Source organism: Sphingomonas sp. S-NIH.Pt15_0812 (assembly GCF_003951315.1).
Lineage (GTDB): Bacteria > Pseudomonadota > Alphaproteobacteria > Sphingomonadales > Sphingomonadaceae > Sphingomonas.
On sequence record NZ_QLJH01000004.1, the window covers coordinates 71593 to 86527 of the forward strand.

The 14935-nt window shown below is 68.4% G+C and carries 11 protein-coding genes; 7 read left to right on the forward strand and 4 right to left on the reverse strand.

What is annotated here, in order from left to right:
• The first annotated feature begins 49 nt into the window (after positions 1 to 49).
• Positions 50 to 511, forward strand: a complete 462-nt coding sequence (locus tag BRX43_RS03980) for a hypothetical protein (RefSeq protein WP_241214750.1) — start codon at positions 50 to 52, stop codon at positions 509 to 511.
• On the forward strand, positions 508 to 1272 hold the full coding sequence (locus BRX43_RS03985; protein ID WP_125993541.1) for a TorF family putative porin: 765 nt from the start codon (positions 508 to 510) through the stop codon (positions 1270 to 1272). The genes BRX43_RS03980 and BRX43_RS03985 overlap by 4 nt, the downstream gene beginning before the upstream one ends.
• A 410-nt stretch (positions 1273 to 1682) precedes the next feature.
• Here BRX43_RS03985 and BRX43_RS03990 read toward each other — a convergent pair whose 3' ends face one another.
• On the reverse strand, positions 1683 to 2387 hold the full coding sequence (locus tag BRX43_RS03990; RefSeq protein WP_125993542.1) for a cytochrome c family protein: 705 nt from the start codon (positions 2385 to 2387) through the stop codon (positions 1683 to 1685).
• A gap of 100 nt (positions 2388 to 2487) precedes the next feature.
• On the opposite strand from BRX43_RS03990, the gene BRX43_RS03995 reads away from it, so the two are divergent.
• Positions 2488 to 3378, forward strand: coding sequence for a prephenate dehydratase (locus BRX43_RS03995; RefSeq protein WP_125993543.1), 891 nt, complete (start codon positions 2488 to 2490; stop codon positions 3376 to 3378).
• A gap of 9 nt (positions 3379 to 3387) precedes the next feature.
• Here the strand turns inward: BRX43_RS03995 and BRX43_RS04000 are convergent, their stop codons facing one another.
• The 3 genes from BRX43_RS04000 to BRX43_RS04010 are packed head-to-tail and all read right to left on the reverse strand — an operon-like array spanning position 3388 to position 6883.
• Positions 3388 to 4611: a carbohydrate porin gene (locus BRX43_RS04000; RefSeq protein ID WP_125993544.1), complete on the reverse strand. Its 1224-nt coding sequence runs from the start codon at positions 4609 to 4611 to the stop codon at positions 3388 to 3390.
• 14 nt (positions 4612 to 4625) lie between these two features.
• On the reverse strand, positions 4626 to 5102 hold the full coding sequence (locus BRX43_RS04005; RefSeq protein ID WP_125993545.1) for a chemotaxis protein CheW: 477 nt from the start codon (positions 5100 to 5102) through the stop codon (positions 4626 to 4628).
• Positions 5099 to 6883 (reverse strand): methyl-accepting chemotaxis protein, encoded by a 1785-nt coding sequence (locus tag BRX43_RS04010; protein WP_125993546.1) that lies wholly within the window; start codon positions 6881 to 6883, stop codon positions 5099 to 5101. Before BRX43_RS04010 ends, BRX43_RS04005 begins: the two co-directional genes overlap by 4 nt.
• Positions 6884 to 7399: 516 nt before the next feature.
• Between BRX43_RS04010 and BRX43_RS04015 the strand changes: the two genes are divergently transcribed.
• The 4 genes from BRX43_RS04015 (at position 7400) to glgC (ending at position 14858) form a co-directional block, all read left to right on the forward strand.
• Positions 7400 to 8722 carry an Nramp family divalent metal transporter gene (locus BRX43_RS04015; RefSeq protein ID WP_241214751.1) on the forward strand — a complete coding sequence of 441 codons (1323 nt, stop codon included), beginning with the start codon at positions 7400 to 7402 and terminating at the stop codon, positions 8720 to 8722.
• 133 nt (positions 8723 to 8855) lie between these two features.
• Positions 8856 to 11240 (forward strand): glycogen/starch/alpha-glucan phosphorylase, encoded by a 2385-nt coding sequence (locus BRX43_RS04020; protein ID WP_241214764.1) that lies wholly within the window; start codon positions 8856 to 8858, stop codon positions 11238 to 11240.
• Entirely contained in the window at positions 11237 to 13405 is a 2169-nt protein-coding gene (gene glgB, locus BRX43_RS04025) for a 1,4-alpha-glucan branching protein GlgB (RefSeq protein WP_125993549.1), read from the forward strand. The genes BRX43_RS04020 and glgB overlap by 4 nt, the downstream gene beginning before the upstream one ends.
• Positions 13406 to 13595: 190 nt before the next feature.
• Positions 13596 to 14858 (forward strand): glucose-1-phosphate adenylyltransferase, encoded by a 1263-nt coding sequence (glgC, locus tag BRX43_RS04030; RefSeq protein ID WP_125993550.1) that lies wholly within the window; start codon positions 13596 to 13598, stop codon positions 14856 to 14858.
• Positions 14859 to 14935: the final 77 nt, after the last annotated feature.

A 14935-nucleotide genomic window follows, 5' to 3' on the forward strand; every position in this document is an offset into this window, starting at 1 on the left:
GTTCATGTTACCGGCCGAGACAGGCCGGGACTGTGCAGGAGATGATGTCATGACCCGCTTTACCCTTCCCGCAATGCTGCTCGCCGGCCTGGCAGCCGGTGCCGCCTTCGCCGCGCCCGCCCAGCCGGGCGTCGAGCATCGCACCCGGATCACGCATAGCAGCGGCCCGGTGGAGGCCGCCTATCGCGGCCGGGTCGACATCACCCATCGCCAGCTCGGCGCGGCGACGCCGGGTGGCCGCCCCTCGACGCTGCGCTGCCTGTGGAGCGCGAACGTCACCGTCGATCGCGCTGCGACCAGCGCGTCGGGCCTGACGCTGGCGCGCTCGGTCGATGGCGGCCCCGCGATCGCAGGGCATCGCGCCGGCTGGTGCGACACCCATCGCGAGTCGATCGCGCAGGAGGTGGCGCGCCGCACCGACCAGCTTCGCTCCCATGTCGAGGTGCTGGCGGCGGAGGATCACGCCGTGCTTCGTGCCGAGCTCGACCGGGCGGCGACGCGCACCGGATGACGCACTGGACGATGATGGCCGGGGTGGTGCTGCTGGCGCTGCCCCGCATGGCGGCGGCGCAGGACAGCATCACCGATCCGCCCAGCGCGGGGCCACGAATCCAGGCCGGCCTGTCGGTCGCCACCGACGAACGCCGACGCGGCCTGAGCTGGAGCGGCGGACGCGCCGTGGTGGCGGGCGAAGCCTCGGCGACGATCGGCGCGGTGACGGGTGCGGCGCGGGTCACGTCGCTGCGGGGCAGTGCGCGGGCGGACGGGGCGGATGCGGTCGCCGATCTGTCGCTGACCGGCGGCATCGATGCGGGCGGCGTCCGGATCGAGGCGGGCGGCGTGGCGCATCTGTTCGGCGGCGCGGGCAGGCGAATGGATTATGGCGAACTGTCCCTGGCGGCACGCTATGCCTTCGGCCCCGCGCAGTTCGACGCCGGCATCGACTATGCGCCCGATCAGGCGGCGATCGGTGGCGATAATGCCTATCTCCATGCGGGCACCAGCGCCGGGATACCGGGCACGCCCTGGACCGTGCTGGGGTCGGTCGGCCGGTCGATCGGCGGCGGCTCCCCCGATCCGCGCGTGGATCGCCTGCGACCGGGCGGCGCCTATAGCGACTGGCGGGTCGGCGTGGAGCATATCCGGGGGCCGCTGGTGCTGGGGCTGACCTATGCGGGCACGGACCTGTCGGACGATCGCCTCCCCTCGCGCTTCGCCGACCGCGCGAACAGCGGCGACCGACTGACGGCCTCGGCGCGGGTAAGCTTCTGACGGCGGTTCGCAGCCGGCCGTAAGGCGGAGGTCGGCGCGAACACCCAAGGCGTTTCGGTTGGGCCCGTTGCGGTGCGCCTGGCCGTCATTCCGGTAAAGACGAAACCGCCGCCGAGGCCCTTATGGCATCCCGGCCGAACCGGAACCTTTGCGAAAGTCCGAAAGGCTCGTGCTCCTGCGAACGCAGGAGCCTAGAGCCAAGCAGAACGACGATGGGTGGTGCGTGTGACCCTGGGCTCCTGCATTCGCAGGAGCACGGCAGGGACTGTAGCACGGGGACCGCCATGGGCGAGGCGGCCGGATTTCTACGCCTTTCGCAGAGGCACGGCTCCTGTGGGGACGGTATGGCCCCAGCACCACGACGCCCGACACCTTTCCACGTCGCCGCGACTGCGCGTGAACTTTCAGCCTTATTCCGACCGCGCGCCCTTGCGGGCCGCCTCCGGATCGACCGACGGCGCGCCGGATGCGGGCGTGCCGGTATTGGCGATGTCGCCCGTCTCGCCGCGCCGGTCGGTCTCGACCTTCTCGGTCGCGGCCGCCGTGTTGCCGCCGGTGTCGGCCGCCGCCTTCTCCGCACCTGGGGCCGGCGCGGCGGGGAGCGGCAGGTTGGACCCTTGCGCGTTCAGATAGGCGATGACGTTGGCGCGGTCCTGGGGGTTGGACAGGCCGGCGAAGGTCATCTTGGTGCCGGGCGCGAACTTGCGCGGGCTGGTCAGCCACGCGTTCATATTGTCGAAATTCCACTTGCCGCCGACCGACTTCAGCGCGTCGGAAAAGGCGAAGCCGCCCTTGCCCTGCGCGATCGCCTCGCCCAGCGTGGCGTAGAGGTTCGGACCCACGCCATTCGCCCCGCCCTGGTTGACGGTGTGGCAGGCGGCGCATTTCTTGAAGACTTCCGCACCCTTGGCGACGTCGGCGGTGGGCAGCAGCGAGGCGATCGCGACCTCGGGGGCACCGCCGCCGGCGCCCGCTTCCTCGACCCCCTCGATCGGATAGCCCATCTTCTCCGGGCGATGGCCCTCGAAGATCATGCCGCCGACGATCGCGGTTCCGAGCGCGATGCCCGCCGCGCCGAGCGCCCAACCTGCGATCGTGTTGGTCTTCAGGTCCATATCCGCCCCAGTTTTTATTTGGCCTGACTGTAGGAAAGCATCGCCGCCACCGCAAGCGGCGCTTGATCCCCGCAGCGCCGGCGGTCAAACGCGGGCGGTCATGCAGAATTTCGCCGCTCCCGCCCAGGCGCTCGTCGCCGCGATGTACGAAGCCGCCGCCGCCGCCCCCGAACGCGCCGTCGCCTTCCAGGGCGCGCCCGGCGCCAACAGCCATGCCGCCGCGCGCGCCGCCTTTCCGGACGGCCTGCCGCTGCCCTGTTTCGACTTCGCCGATGCGCTGGACGCGGTGAAGGAGGGGCGCGCCGACTGCGCCGTGATCCCGATCGAGAATTCGCTGCACGGCCGCGTCGCCGACATGCATTTCCTGCTGCCCGAATCGGGGCTGGTCATCACCGGCGAGCATTTCCTGCCGATCCGCCACACGCTGATGGGCCTGGGGCCGATGGCGGGGGTGCGCCAGGCGATGAGCCATCCGCAGGCGCTGGGCCAGTGCCGCCACTGGCTGCGCGCGCATGGCATCGCGCCGGTCGCCTATCCGGACACGGCCGGCGCGGCGGCGATGGTGCGCGAGCTTAGCGATCCGGCGGTCGCCGCACTCGCCCCGCCCGGCGCCGCCGAACTCTACGGGCTGGAGGTGCTGGCCAGCGACATCGCGGATGCCGACCACAACACCACCCGCTTCGTCACGCTGGCGCGCGGCGGCCGGCCGCCGCTGGGCGACGGCCCCTGGATGACGACGCTGATCTTCGAGGTGAAGAACGTACCCGCCGCGCTCTACAAGGCGATGGGCGGCTTCGCGACCAATGGCGTCAACATGACCAAGCTGGAAAGCTACCAGCGCGGCGGCAATTTCGTCGCCACCGAATTCTATGCCGATATCGAGGGGAAGCCGGGCGATGCCGGCGTCGACCGTGCCATCGAGGAACTGGGCTTCCACTCCAAATGGGTGCGGCTGCTCGGCACCTATCGCCAGGCGCGGGCGCGCGGCTGACCGGACGCCTCAGAACAGGGTCCAGTCGATCGCCGCGCGCAGCACCACGACCAGCGCGTCCGGCCGGTCGCGGACGCCGCCGGGCCGGCGGACATATTGCACGTCGGGCTGGAGCCGCAGGAACGACGTGACCCGGTCGGCATAGGTCAGTTCGATGGTCGATTCCGCCCTGGCGAGCGGCGACGCCTGGGGGGGATTGCCGCGACGATAATGGCTGCTCAGCGCGCCGCTGGAGGCGCCGAGCGACACCAGGCTGTCCGGCCGGCCGGCCACCACGCCCTGCCCGGTCACGCCCGCTTGCCAGCCGCCGGCAAAGGGGGTGGTCCGCCCGTCCGACAGGCCCATGCGCCCGAACGCCCGCCAATGGCCCGGCGCATCCGCCGTCCCCGCCAGATCCCGTTCCACCAGCAGATAGACTCCGTGCGACGTCGCGCGGCCGTCGGCGACGGTGACGCCGGGCGGGGCGATCCGGGGCTGCGACCGCGTATAGCTCCAGCCGCCGAGCGCCACCGAGGTGCGGCCCTGCCAACCCGCCTCCGCGACCAGCAGCGCGGTCCGCGGACCGTCATCGGCGATGCCGCGCGGCGCCCGCACGACCGCCGCCTGGGCATAGGCCCGGCCACCGTCCGCCCGCGCCGGACCCGTGGCGCGCAGCCGGACCGCCAGCGCGGTCTGCGGAAAGATCGACGGACCATTGGGCCCGGTCGACGCCAGTTCCGACCCGATGCCGAAGGCCGGCGCGATCAGCGGCGCGGCCGCGTCATTATGGTAGAATTCGCTGTTCAGGTCATAGCGCCCGACCAGCAGCGACAGCCGGTCGCCGGCGAAGCTCTGCTGCACCCAGGCCTGGAACAGCCGCGTCTGGTTGTCGGACACCTCCGAATTGTCGACGCCCTGCAAGGTGTTGGCGATGTTGTTGGCCCGGCCGCCCTTGGCATTGAGCACATCGACCATGGCGGTCATGCCACGCCAGCCGGCGACCCGCTCCAGATCCGCCGCGACGACCAGATCGACGATGTCCATGTAGCGGACGCCGCGCTGGGACCGGTTCCGCCCCGCCGCCACCGCGACCACATCGCCCTTATAGCCGATGGCGGCGGTCACGGGCGGCGGCGCGGCGGCGGCCGGTTCGGCGTCCACGACGGGGTCCGGCCCCGGCATCGCCCATGCGGCTGGGGAGAGACCCGCCAGGAGACAGCAGGCGGACCAGCCGATCCAAGGGATCACGCGCATCGCGTCTCCTCCCCTCAGGCCGCGCGGAGCGACGGCATGGCCCCCGCCCCCTGCGCGGCGAGCACGGCAGGCAGGTCGAGCAGGCCGACCAGCCCGTCCTCCTGGCGCAGCATCGCCTGGAGCCCCGCCGCGCCGGTGATCCCGCCGACGCCGGGTGGCGGCTCGACCGCATCCGCCGCCACGACGGCGATCTCGCACACCGTATCCACGACCAGCCCGATCTCGAACGGCGCGGCGGCGGTGCCGGGCAGTTCGACGACCAGCAACCGGGTCAGCGCGGTCGGCGGCACGGCGGCAAGGCCTAGGCAGCGGCGGAGATCGGCCATCGGCAGCGATCGTCCCCGCACATCGGTCAGCCCGATCAGCCAGTCTGGTGCGCCCGGCAGGCGGAAGCCGGGCCGATGCTCGAGGATCTCGCGGACCATGGCGACCGGCAGCGCGTACCGATCCTCGCCCATCGCGAAGACGATGACGGTCAGGTCGCCGCTCATGCCGCGCGTCCGAAGCTGGCATCCTCTCGGTCGCCGCCGCCCTGGGTCAGGTCGAGCGCATAGCCGCGCGCCCGCGCCTGTTGCTGGGCGGGGGTGGCCCCGGCCGGCTTGACCAGCGGCACGGCGGCGACGGTCGGCGCGGGACGCGGCGCGGCGGGCGCGGACAGTCCGTGCGTATCGACCCGGAAATAGGCGATGGTCCGCTGCAACTCGCCGGCCTGCCCCGCCAGCGCCTCGGAGGTGGCGCTGATCTGCTCGGAGGCGGAGGCGTTCTGCTGCGTCACCTGGTCGAGCTGCTGGATCGCCTCGTTGATCTGGCTGGCGCCGACATCCTGCTCGCGGCAGGCGGCGCTGATCTCGGCGACCAGTTCGGCGGTGCGGCGGATATCGGGCACCAATCGGGTCAGCATCTCGCCCGCCTGGGTCGCCGCGGCCACCGTGTCGCTGGACACCGCGCCGATCTCGGCGGCGGCGACCTGGCTGCGCTCGGCCAGCTTGCGGACCTCGGCGGCCACCACCGCGAAGCCGCGGCCATGTTCACCGGCCCGCGCCGCCTCGACCGCCGCGTTCAGCGCCAGCAGGTCGGTCTGGCGAGCGATTTCCTGGACGATGCCGATCTTGTCGGCGATGGTCCGCATCGCGATCACCGCCTTGTTGACGGCGACGCCGCTTTCCTCGGCATCGAGCGAGGACTGGCGCGCGATCTTCTCGGTCTGGGCGGCGTTGTCGGCATTCTGTTTGATGTTGGCGGCCATCTGCTCCATCGAGGCGGAGGCCTCTTCGGCGGCGGCGGCCTGTTCGGTCGCGCCCTGCGACACCTGCTCGGACGAGGAGGAGAGCTGCTGGCTGCCCGATGCGACGCTGCCCGCCGCCTCGGTCGCGCCGCCGACGACACCGCGCAGCCGCTCGACCATCATCTTCAGCGCCTGGCCCAGCTTGTCGCGATCCGACAGCGGCTGGTAGTCGACGGTCAGGTCGCCCTTCGCGATCGTCTCCGCCAGCGCGGCCGAGCCGCGCAGCGTATCGGTCATCCGGTTGACGGTATCGACCAGGTCGCGAATCTCATCGTTCGAAGTGACCTCCAGCCGCTGGTCGAGATCGCCGACCGCCACCGCCCGCAGCGCCACCGACACGCGTTCCAGACCCCGCGAGACCAGCCGGCCGATCCAGGTCGCGCCGGCGATCGCCGCGATCAGCGCCATGGCGGCGACGATCAACAGGGTCGTACGGGCATTGGCATAGAGCGCGTCGCCGGCGGCGTCCGCCGCCTTCATCTCGCCGCGCTGCTTCTGGACGATATTGTCGACGATCTCGCCAGTGCGATCCGCCGCCGCCTTGGCGGACCCCATGGAGATGGCGCTGGCCGCCGCCGTCTGGCCATTGGCGGCCAGCCCCAGCGCCTTGTCCGCCTCGGACTTATAGACTTCCCAATGGCGCTTGGCATCGATGTAGAGCGGCCGGTCGCTGTCGTCCGCCTTGGCGATCGCCGTCTCGATCACCTCGTCGGCTCGCAGCCGCTGGCGCTTGAGTTCGGCCCCTTCGCGTTCGAGCGCGGCGGCATCCCGGGCCAGGGACTGGTTCTTCTCCGCGACCACCGCTGACGTGGTGGCGTCGTTGAACTGCTGCACGCGGTCGAGATCGGTGGCTGGGCCGTCGACCATATCGCTCATCGCCCCGTTCAGGGTCGACAGGCGCGATAGCCCGAAGCCGACGATCGCCGCCAACATCAGCAGCACGACCGCAAAGGTCACCGCCAATTTCATCGTGATGGTTGCTCGCATGGTTATAGTCGCTCCGTCGCACTGGATTGATTCACATCGAAGGGCCGGCAAAGGGCGCGATCGATCATCGGTGCGACGAACCGTCAGATCGGCGCACCGCAAATCACATCACGTCAATAGATTTCATCGATCCGTCACACGATGCTGCGTTCAGCCTCCTCGTGATTCAGATAGGGAGTTACTTTATGCAATCATTTGAAATTGCCACATTTTGCCATGATCTTGCAAGTTATGCCGATTTGGCCATTCACCTCTTAGGATCATGTCGACCGTCTTTTATCCCACCTCATGTTAATGTATGTTTTATTTAATGGACACGGTCTGATAACCATGTCCTCTAGCCGAAATCAGGAATAATCTACTCGATCATGCCAACGGCCCGGCAATCCAGACCCGGAATCGCGGCATGATCTGCCGACCGGTCAGGCAGATTATGCCGCCAGCCGTTGATCCATCGGAAAAGGTCGCGCCCCGCCACCTTGCCGGGCGTCGTGCGTTGCGGCAGGGTTCATGCCCATGCCCCCATCCACCGCGCCGATCCCGCGCGCCACACCCGCCCGCTCGCTGGGCGACAGCCACCGAACGATCCGCGTGCCGCAAGGCGCCGGATTCTGGCGGCGTTTCCTGGCCTTTGCCGGCCCCGGCTACCTGGTCGCGGTCGGCTATATGGACCCTGGCAACTGGGCGACCGACATCGCCGGTGGCTCCGCCTTCGGCTATGCCCTGCTATCGGTCGTGCTGCTGTCGAACCTGATGGCGATCGTCCTGCAAGCGCTGTCGGCGCGACTCGGCATCGGCGCGGGGCTCGACCTGGCGCAGGCGTGCCGCGCGCACTATTCGCGGCCGGTCACGATCGCATTGTGGCTGCTCTGCGAGATCGCGATCATCGCCTGCGACCTGGCGGAGGTGCTGGGCACGGCCATCGCGCTCAAGCTGCTGTTCGGCCTGCCGCTGGTCTGGGGCGTGCTGGTGACGGCGGCGGACGTCTTCCTGGTACTGGCGCTGCAACGCTTCGGCTTCCGCAAGCTGGAGGCGTTCATCATCGCGCTGCTCGGCATCATCGCCGGCTGCTTCGTCTACGAACTGATGCTCGCCAAGCCGGACATGGGCGGCATCCTGACCGGGCTGGTGCCGACCAGCCAGATCGTCACCAACCCAGCGATGCTGTACCTGGCGATCGGCATCCTGGGCGCGACGGTGATGCCGCACAATCTCTACCTCCATTCCTCGATCGTGCAGACCCGCGCGCATGGCGAGGATGCGGCCGGACGGCGCGAAGCGGCGACCATGGCGACGATCGACAGCACGGTCGCGCTGGGCCTCGCCTTCTTCATCAACGCCGCGATCCTGATCCTGGCGGCGGCGACCTTCCACAGCAGCGGCCGCACCGACGTGGCGGAGATCGACCAGGCCTATCGCCTGCTCGCGCCGTCGCTGGGCGTGGGGGCGGCCAGCGTGGTGTTCGCGGTGGCGCTGCTCGCCTCGGGCCAGAACAGCACGATCACCGGCACGCTCGCCGGGCAGATCGTGATGGAGGGCTTCCTGAACCTGCGCCTGCCCGTCTGGCTGCGGCGGCTGGTCACGCGCGCGCTGGCGATCGTGCCGGCGGTGATCGTGGTCGGCGCCGCCGGCGATGCGGGCGCGACCAAGCTCCTGGTGCTGAGCCAGGTGATCCTCAGCCTGCAACTCCCCTTCGCGGTGGTGCCGCTGGTCCGCTTCACCGGCAGCCGGACGATCATGGGCGAACTCGCCAGCCCCGCCTGGCTGCGCGTGCTGGCCTGGGGGATCACGGGGGTCATCATCGCGCTCAACGTCACGCTGCTTTACGGAATGTTGTGATCCCGCCGCATACGTAACAAGGGATGCGTATGGTCCCGATCCGGGATAGATACGGACACGAAACCACGATTGGGGTATCGCTTTGGCCACTTCGCTCGACGCTTCGACCACGCCCGTTGCCTCCACCAACCCGCTGGCCGCGGCGATCGTCGCCACCCTGGTCCAGCGCATCGGCAAGGACGAGAAGGCCGCCCGCCCGCATGACTGGCTGGCCGCGACCATCCTGACCGTCCGCAACGACATCATCCAGCGCTGGATGGAATCGACCCGCGACGCCCATGCCAAGGGGGCCAAGCGCGTCTATTATCTCAGCCTGGAATTCCTGATCGGCCGGCTGCTGCGCGACGCGCTGGCCAATCTGGGCCAGACCGGCGAGATCGCCGAGGCGTTGAAGACGCTGGGCGTCGACCTGGCCGAGATCGAGGAGATCGAGCCCGACGCCGCGCTCGGCAATGGCGGCCTGGGCCGGCTGGCGGCGTGCTTCATGGAGAGCCTCGCCAGCCTCGACCTGCCGGCCTATGGCTATGGCATCCGCTATGTGAACGGCATGTTCCGCCAGCGGATCGATGACGGTTATCAGGTCGAACTGCCCGAGAACTGGTTGCAGCACGGCAACCCCTGGGAGTTCGAGCGGCGCGAGAGCGCCTATTTCGTCGGCTTCGGCGGCGAGGTGGTCGGCACCGAGACGGGCCATGTCCATTGGAAGGCCGGCGAGGCGGTGGAGGCGGTCGCGGTCGACACGCCGATGGTCGGCTGGCGCGGCAAGCGGGTCAACACCCTCCGCCTCTGGACCGCCCGCGCGATCGACCCCCTGCGGCTCGACCGGTTCAACGACGGCGATTTCGAGGGCGCGCTGGCCGGGCAGCTCCGCGCCGAGACGCTGACCCGCGTCCTCTATCCCAACGATTCGACGGCGGCGGGTCAGGAATTGCGGCTGCGGCAGGAATATTTCTTCTCCTCCGCCTCGATCCAGGACATCGTGCGCCGCCACGTCCAATATACCGGCGACATCCGCCTGCTGCCCGACAAGGCGGCGATCCAGCTCAACGACACCCACCCGGCGGTGGCGGTGGCGGAACTGATGCGGTTGCTGATCGACTTCCACGACCTCGGCTTCGACGAGGCATGGGACGTCACCCGCCGCACCTTCGGCTATACCAACCACACGCTGCTGCCCGAGGCGCTGGAAAGCTGGCCGCTGCCGCTGTTCGAGCGGCTGCTGCCGCGCCACATGCAGCTGGTCTATGCGATCAACGCCAAGCTGCTGCGCGAGGCGCGGGCGCTGGGCTCCGACGACAATGCGATCAAGGCGATCAGCCTGATCGACGAGGGCGGCGAGCGGCGCGTGCGCATGGCGAACCTGGCCTTCGCCGGCAGCCATTCGGTCAACGGCGTCGCCGCGCTCCATACCGAGCTGATGAAGCAGACGGTGTTCGCCGACCTGCACCGCCTCTATCCCGACCGGATCAACAACAAGACCAACGGCATCACCCCGCGCCGCTGGCTGTTCGAGGCCAATCCGGGCCTGACCGGGCTGATCCGCGACGCGATCGGGCCGGATTTCTGCAACGATGTGGACCGTCTGTCGGGGCTGGAAACGCTGGCCGACGACAGCGCCTTCCAGTCCAAGTTCCAGGCGGTGAAACGCTCGAACAAGGTCGTGCTGGCGCAATGGCTGAAGGCGCAGATGGGCCTGCGCATCGATCCCGACGCGCTGTTCGACGTGCAGATCAAGCGCATCCACGAATATAAGCGCCAGCTGCTCAACATCATCGAGACGGTGGCGCTGTACGACCAGATCCGCAGCCATCCCGAACGCGACTGGACCCCGCGCGTGAAGCTGTTCGGCGGCAAGGCGGCGTCGAGCTATCACAATGCCAAGATGATCATCAAACTGGCCAATGACGTGGCGCGGCGGATCAACGCCGACCCGGCGATCGGCGGCCTGCTCAAGGTGGCGTTCGTCCCCAACTACAACGTCTCCGTCGCCGAACGGATGATCCCGGCGGCCGACCTGTCGGAGCAGATCTCCACCGCCGGCCTGGAGGCGTCGGGCACCGGCAACATGAAGTTCGCGCTGAACGGCGCGCTGACCATCGGCACGCTGGACGGCGCGAACGTCGAAATCCGCGACCATGTCGGCGCGGAGAATATCGTGATCTTCGGCCTGACCGCCGATCAGGTCGCCGAGAAGCGCGCCCAAGGCTATGATCCGCGCGAATATATCGAACGCTCGCCCGAACTGAGCCAGGCGCTGTCGGCGATCGCCTCGGGCGTCTTCTCGCCCGACGATCCCGACCGGTACAAGGGGCTGATCGGCGGTCTCTACGACGGCGACTGGTTCATGCTCTGCGCCGATTTCGACGCTTATGCGACCGCGCAGCGCGAGGTCGACCGGCGCTGGAACGACCGCAAGGCCTGGAACCAATCCACCATCCGGAACGTTGCCCGGGTCGGCTGGTTCTCCTCTGATCGTACCATCCGGGAATATGCCAAGGATATCTGGGGAGTCCTGTGAACCCACCAAGTGACGCCATCATCGCCCTGGTCGAGGGGCGTCACGACGATCCCTTTTCGCTTCTGGGTGTGTTTCCCGGTCCGGACGGCGCATTCGCCCGGACCTGGATAGCCGGAGCCGAAAAGGTCGAGGCGATCGGCCCGGACGGCCGGTCGCTGGGAACGCTGGAGCCGGTGCACGACGCCGGCATCTTCGAAGGCCCGATCGCCGGCGAACCCGGCCCCACCACCTATCGCGCGACGCGCGGCGAGGCGGAATGGCAGGTCGTCGATCCCTACAGCTTCGGTCCCGTGCTCGGCCCGCTCGACGAATACCTCTTCGCCGAGGGGACGCACCACCGCCTATGGGATCGGATGGGCGCCCATCGGATCGAGCATCAGGGCGTCGAGGGGATGCACTTCGCGGTCTGGGCGCCCAATGCCAGCCGCGTGTCGCTGGTCGGCGGCTTCAACCATTGGGACGGCCGCCACCATGTCATGCGGCGGCGCGGCAGCGTCGGGGTATGGGAGATCTTCATCCCCGGTCTGGGCGCGGGCGAGCCGTACAAGTTCGAGATCCTGTCGCAGGGCGGCGCGCTGTTGCCGCAAAAGGCCGATCCCTTCGCCTTCGCCGCCGAATTGCGGCCGCGCACCGCCTCGCTGACCACCGGGCCGTTCCAGCACCAGTGGCAGGACGGGGGGCATCGCGAACATTGGGCCTCGGTCGATCCGCGCCGCGTGCCGATCAGCATCTACGAGGTCCATGCCGGCTCCTGGGACAAGGACGAGAATGGCTGGTTCCTGAGCTGGGACCAGTTGGTCGAGCGGCTGATCCCCTATGTGGTCGATCTGGGCTTCACCCATATCGAGTTCATGCCGATCACCGAACACCCCTATGACCCGTCCTGGGGCTATCAGACGACGGGCCTCTATGCGCCGTCCGCCCGGTTCGGCGATCATGAGGGGTTCGCCCGCTTCGTCGATGCCGCGCACCAGGCCGGGATCGGCGTGCTGCTCGACTGGGTGCCCGCGCATTTTCCGCTCGACGCGCATGGCCTGGCCCGTTTCGACGGAACCGCGCTCTACGAGCATGACGATCCGCGGCTCGGCTATCATCCCGACTGGAACACCGCGATCTATAATTTCGGCCGGCGCGAGGTGTCGAGCTACCTCGTCAACAACGCGCTGTTCTGGGCCGAGCGCTATCATATCGACGGCCTGCGCGTCGATGCGGTCGCCTCGATGCTCTACCGGGATTATAGCCGCAAGGCGGGCGAGTGGATTCCGAACGACCAGGGCGGGCGCGAGAATTGGGAGGCGGTGGAGTTCCTGCGCGCCACCAACCGCGCCGTCTATGGCGAGCATCCCGGCATCTTCACCGTCGCCGAGGAATCGACCAGCTGGCCGGGCGTCTCGCAACCCGCGCCGCCGCCGGGCGAGCGGAATGGCGGGCTGGGCTTCGGCTTCAAGTGGAACATGGGCTGGATGCACGATACGCTCCAGTACATGGCGCGCGAGCCCATCTATCGCCAGCATCATCATGGCGAGATCACCTTCGGCCTGGTCTACAGCTTCAGCGAGAATTTCGTCCTGCCGCTCAGCCATGACGAAGTGGTCCACGGCAAGGGGTCGCTCCTGGCCAAGATGCCCGGCGACGACTGGCAGCAATTCGCCAATCTGCGGCTCTATTATGCCTTCATGTGGGGCTATCCCGGCAAGAAGCTGCTGTTCATGGGGCAGGAATTCGCGCAGCGCGCCGAATGGTCGGAGGAGCGCGCGCTCGATTGGGGCCTCCGGTACAGCCACGCGCATGAGGGCGTGCGCAACCTGGTCCGCGACCTCAACCGCGTCTATCGCGAAACGCCCGCGCTCCATGCGCGCGATTGCGAGGGCGAAGGGTTCGAATGGCTGGTCGCCGACGATTCCGCCAATTCGGTCTTCGCCTGGCTGCGCAAGGCACCGGGCGAGCCACCGGTCGCGGTCATCACCAACATGACGCCGATCGCGCGCGCCCCCTATCGCCTCCCGCTGCCCCATGACGGCCGGTGGACGGAGGTGCTGAACTCCGACGCGGGCGAATATTGGGGTTCGGGCCTGGGCAATCTGGGCGGGATCGAGGCGAAGGACGGGATCGGCTGGGTTACCCTGCCGCCGCTCGCCACGATCATGCTGCGCTTCGACGGTTGAACGGGACCGGGGTCGTATCGATCCCGGTCCGCCTCCCCATTCCTCTGTCCGATGTTCCCGCCATGACCTAGCCGCCCCCTCCCCCGGTTTCCGACCGGAACCGACGCAAAAACATCGAAGAACGGGGCGGCCGTCCCTCGACAGTGACCCTTCCGGGTGGAACAGTGCCGCCGAGACAGGAGGGACGAGGATGGATCATCGCAGGGGGCAGCCGCTGGCACGCGACGCCATGGCCTATGTACTGGCGGGAGGGCGCGGCAGCCGGTTGTACGAGATGACCGACACGCGCGCGAAGCCCGCCGTCTATTTCGGCGGCAAGTCGCGCATCATCGACTTCGCGCTGTCGAACGCGATCAACTCGGGCATCCGCCGCATCGGCGTGGCGACCCAGTACAAGGCGCATTCGCTGATCCGCCATTTGCAGCGCGGCTGGAACTTCCTGCGGCCGGAGCGCAACGAAAGCTTCGACATCCTCCCCGCCTCGCAGCGCGTCTCGGAATTCCAGTGGTATGAGGGCACCGCCGACGCGGTGTTCCAGAATATCGACATCATCGAAAGCTATGGTCCGGAGTTCATGGTCATCCTGGCGGGCGACCATATCTACAAGATGGACTATGAGATCATGCTCCAGCAGCATTGCGACAGTGGCGCCGACGTCACCGTCGCCTGCATGGAGGTGCCGCGCATGGAGGCGGTCGGCTTCGGCGTGATGCATGTCGACGAACGCGACCGGATCGTCGATTTCGTCGAGAAGCCCGCCGATCCCCCCGCCATTCCCGGCCAGCCCGATGTCGCGCTCGCCAGCCTGGGCATCTATGTCTTCGCGACCAAGTTCCTGATCGAGGAACTCCGCCGCGATGCCGCGACGCCCGGCTCCAGCCGCGATTTCGGCAAGGACATCATCCCCTATCTGGTCAAGCACGGCACCGCCCAGGCGCACCGGTTCGGCGCGTCCTGCGTGCGGTCGGAGTCGGAGATCAGCGCCTATTGGCGCGATGTCGGCACGATCGACGCCTATTGGGAGGCGAATATCGACCTGACCGATGTCGTCCCCGCGCTCGACCTGTACGAGAAGAGCTGGCCGCTCTGGACCTATTCGGAGATCACGCCGCCCGCCAAGTTCGTCCACGACATCGACGGCCGGCGCGGCAGCGCGGTGGCCAGCCTGGTGTCGGGCAATTGCATCGTGTCGGGCGCGTCGATCAACCGCTCGCTGCTGTCGACCGGCACGCGCGCGCACAGCTTCTCGATGCTCGACGAGGCGGTGGTGCTGCCCAATTGCCATATCGGGCGCGGCGCGCGGCTGCGCCGGGTGGTGATCGATGCCGGCGTGCAGATCCCCAACGGCCTGGTGGTCGGCGACGATCCCGAGCTGGACGCCGGCCGCTTCCGCCGCACCGACAAGGGCATCTGCCTCATCACCCAGCCGATGATCGACCGGCTGACCGCGTGAGGGGGATACTCAGGCGGACGGTTGCGTCTTTCCGAACGCATGATGCTGCGGGGAGCCGCCCCTTCTCCGACGCGACC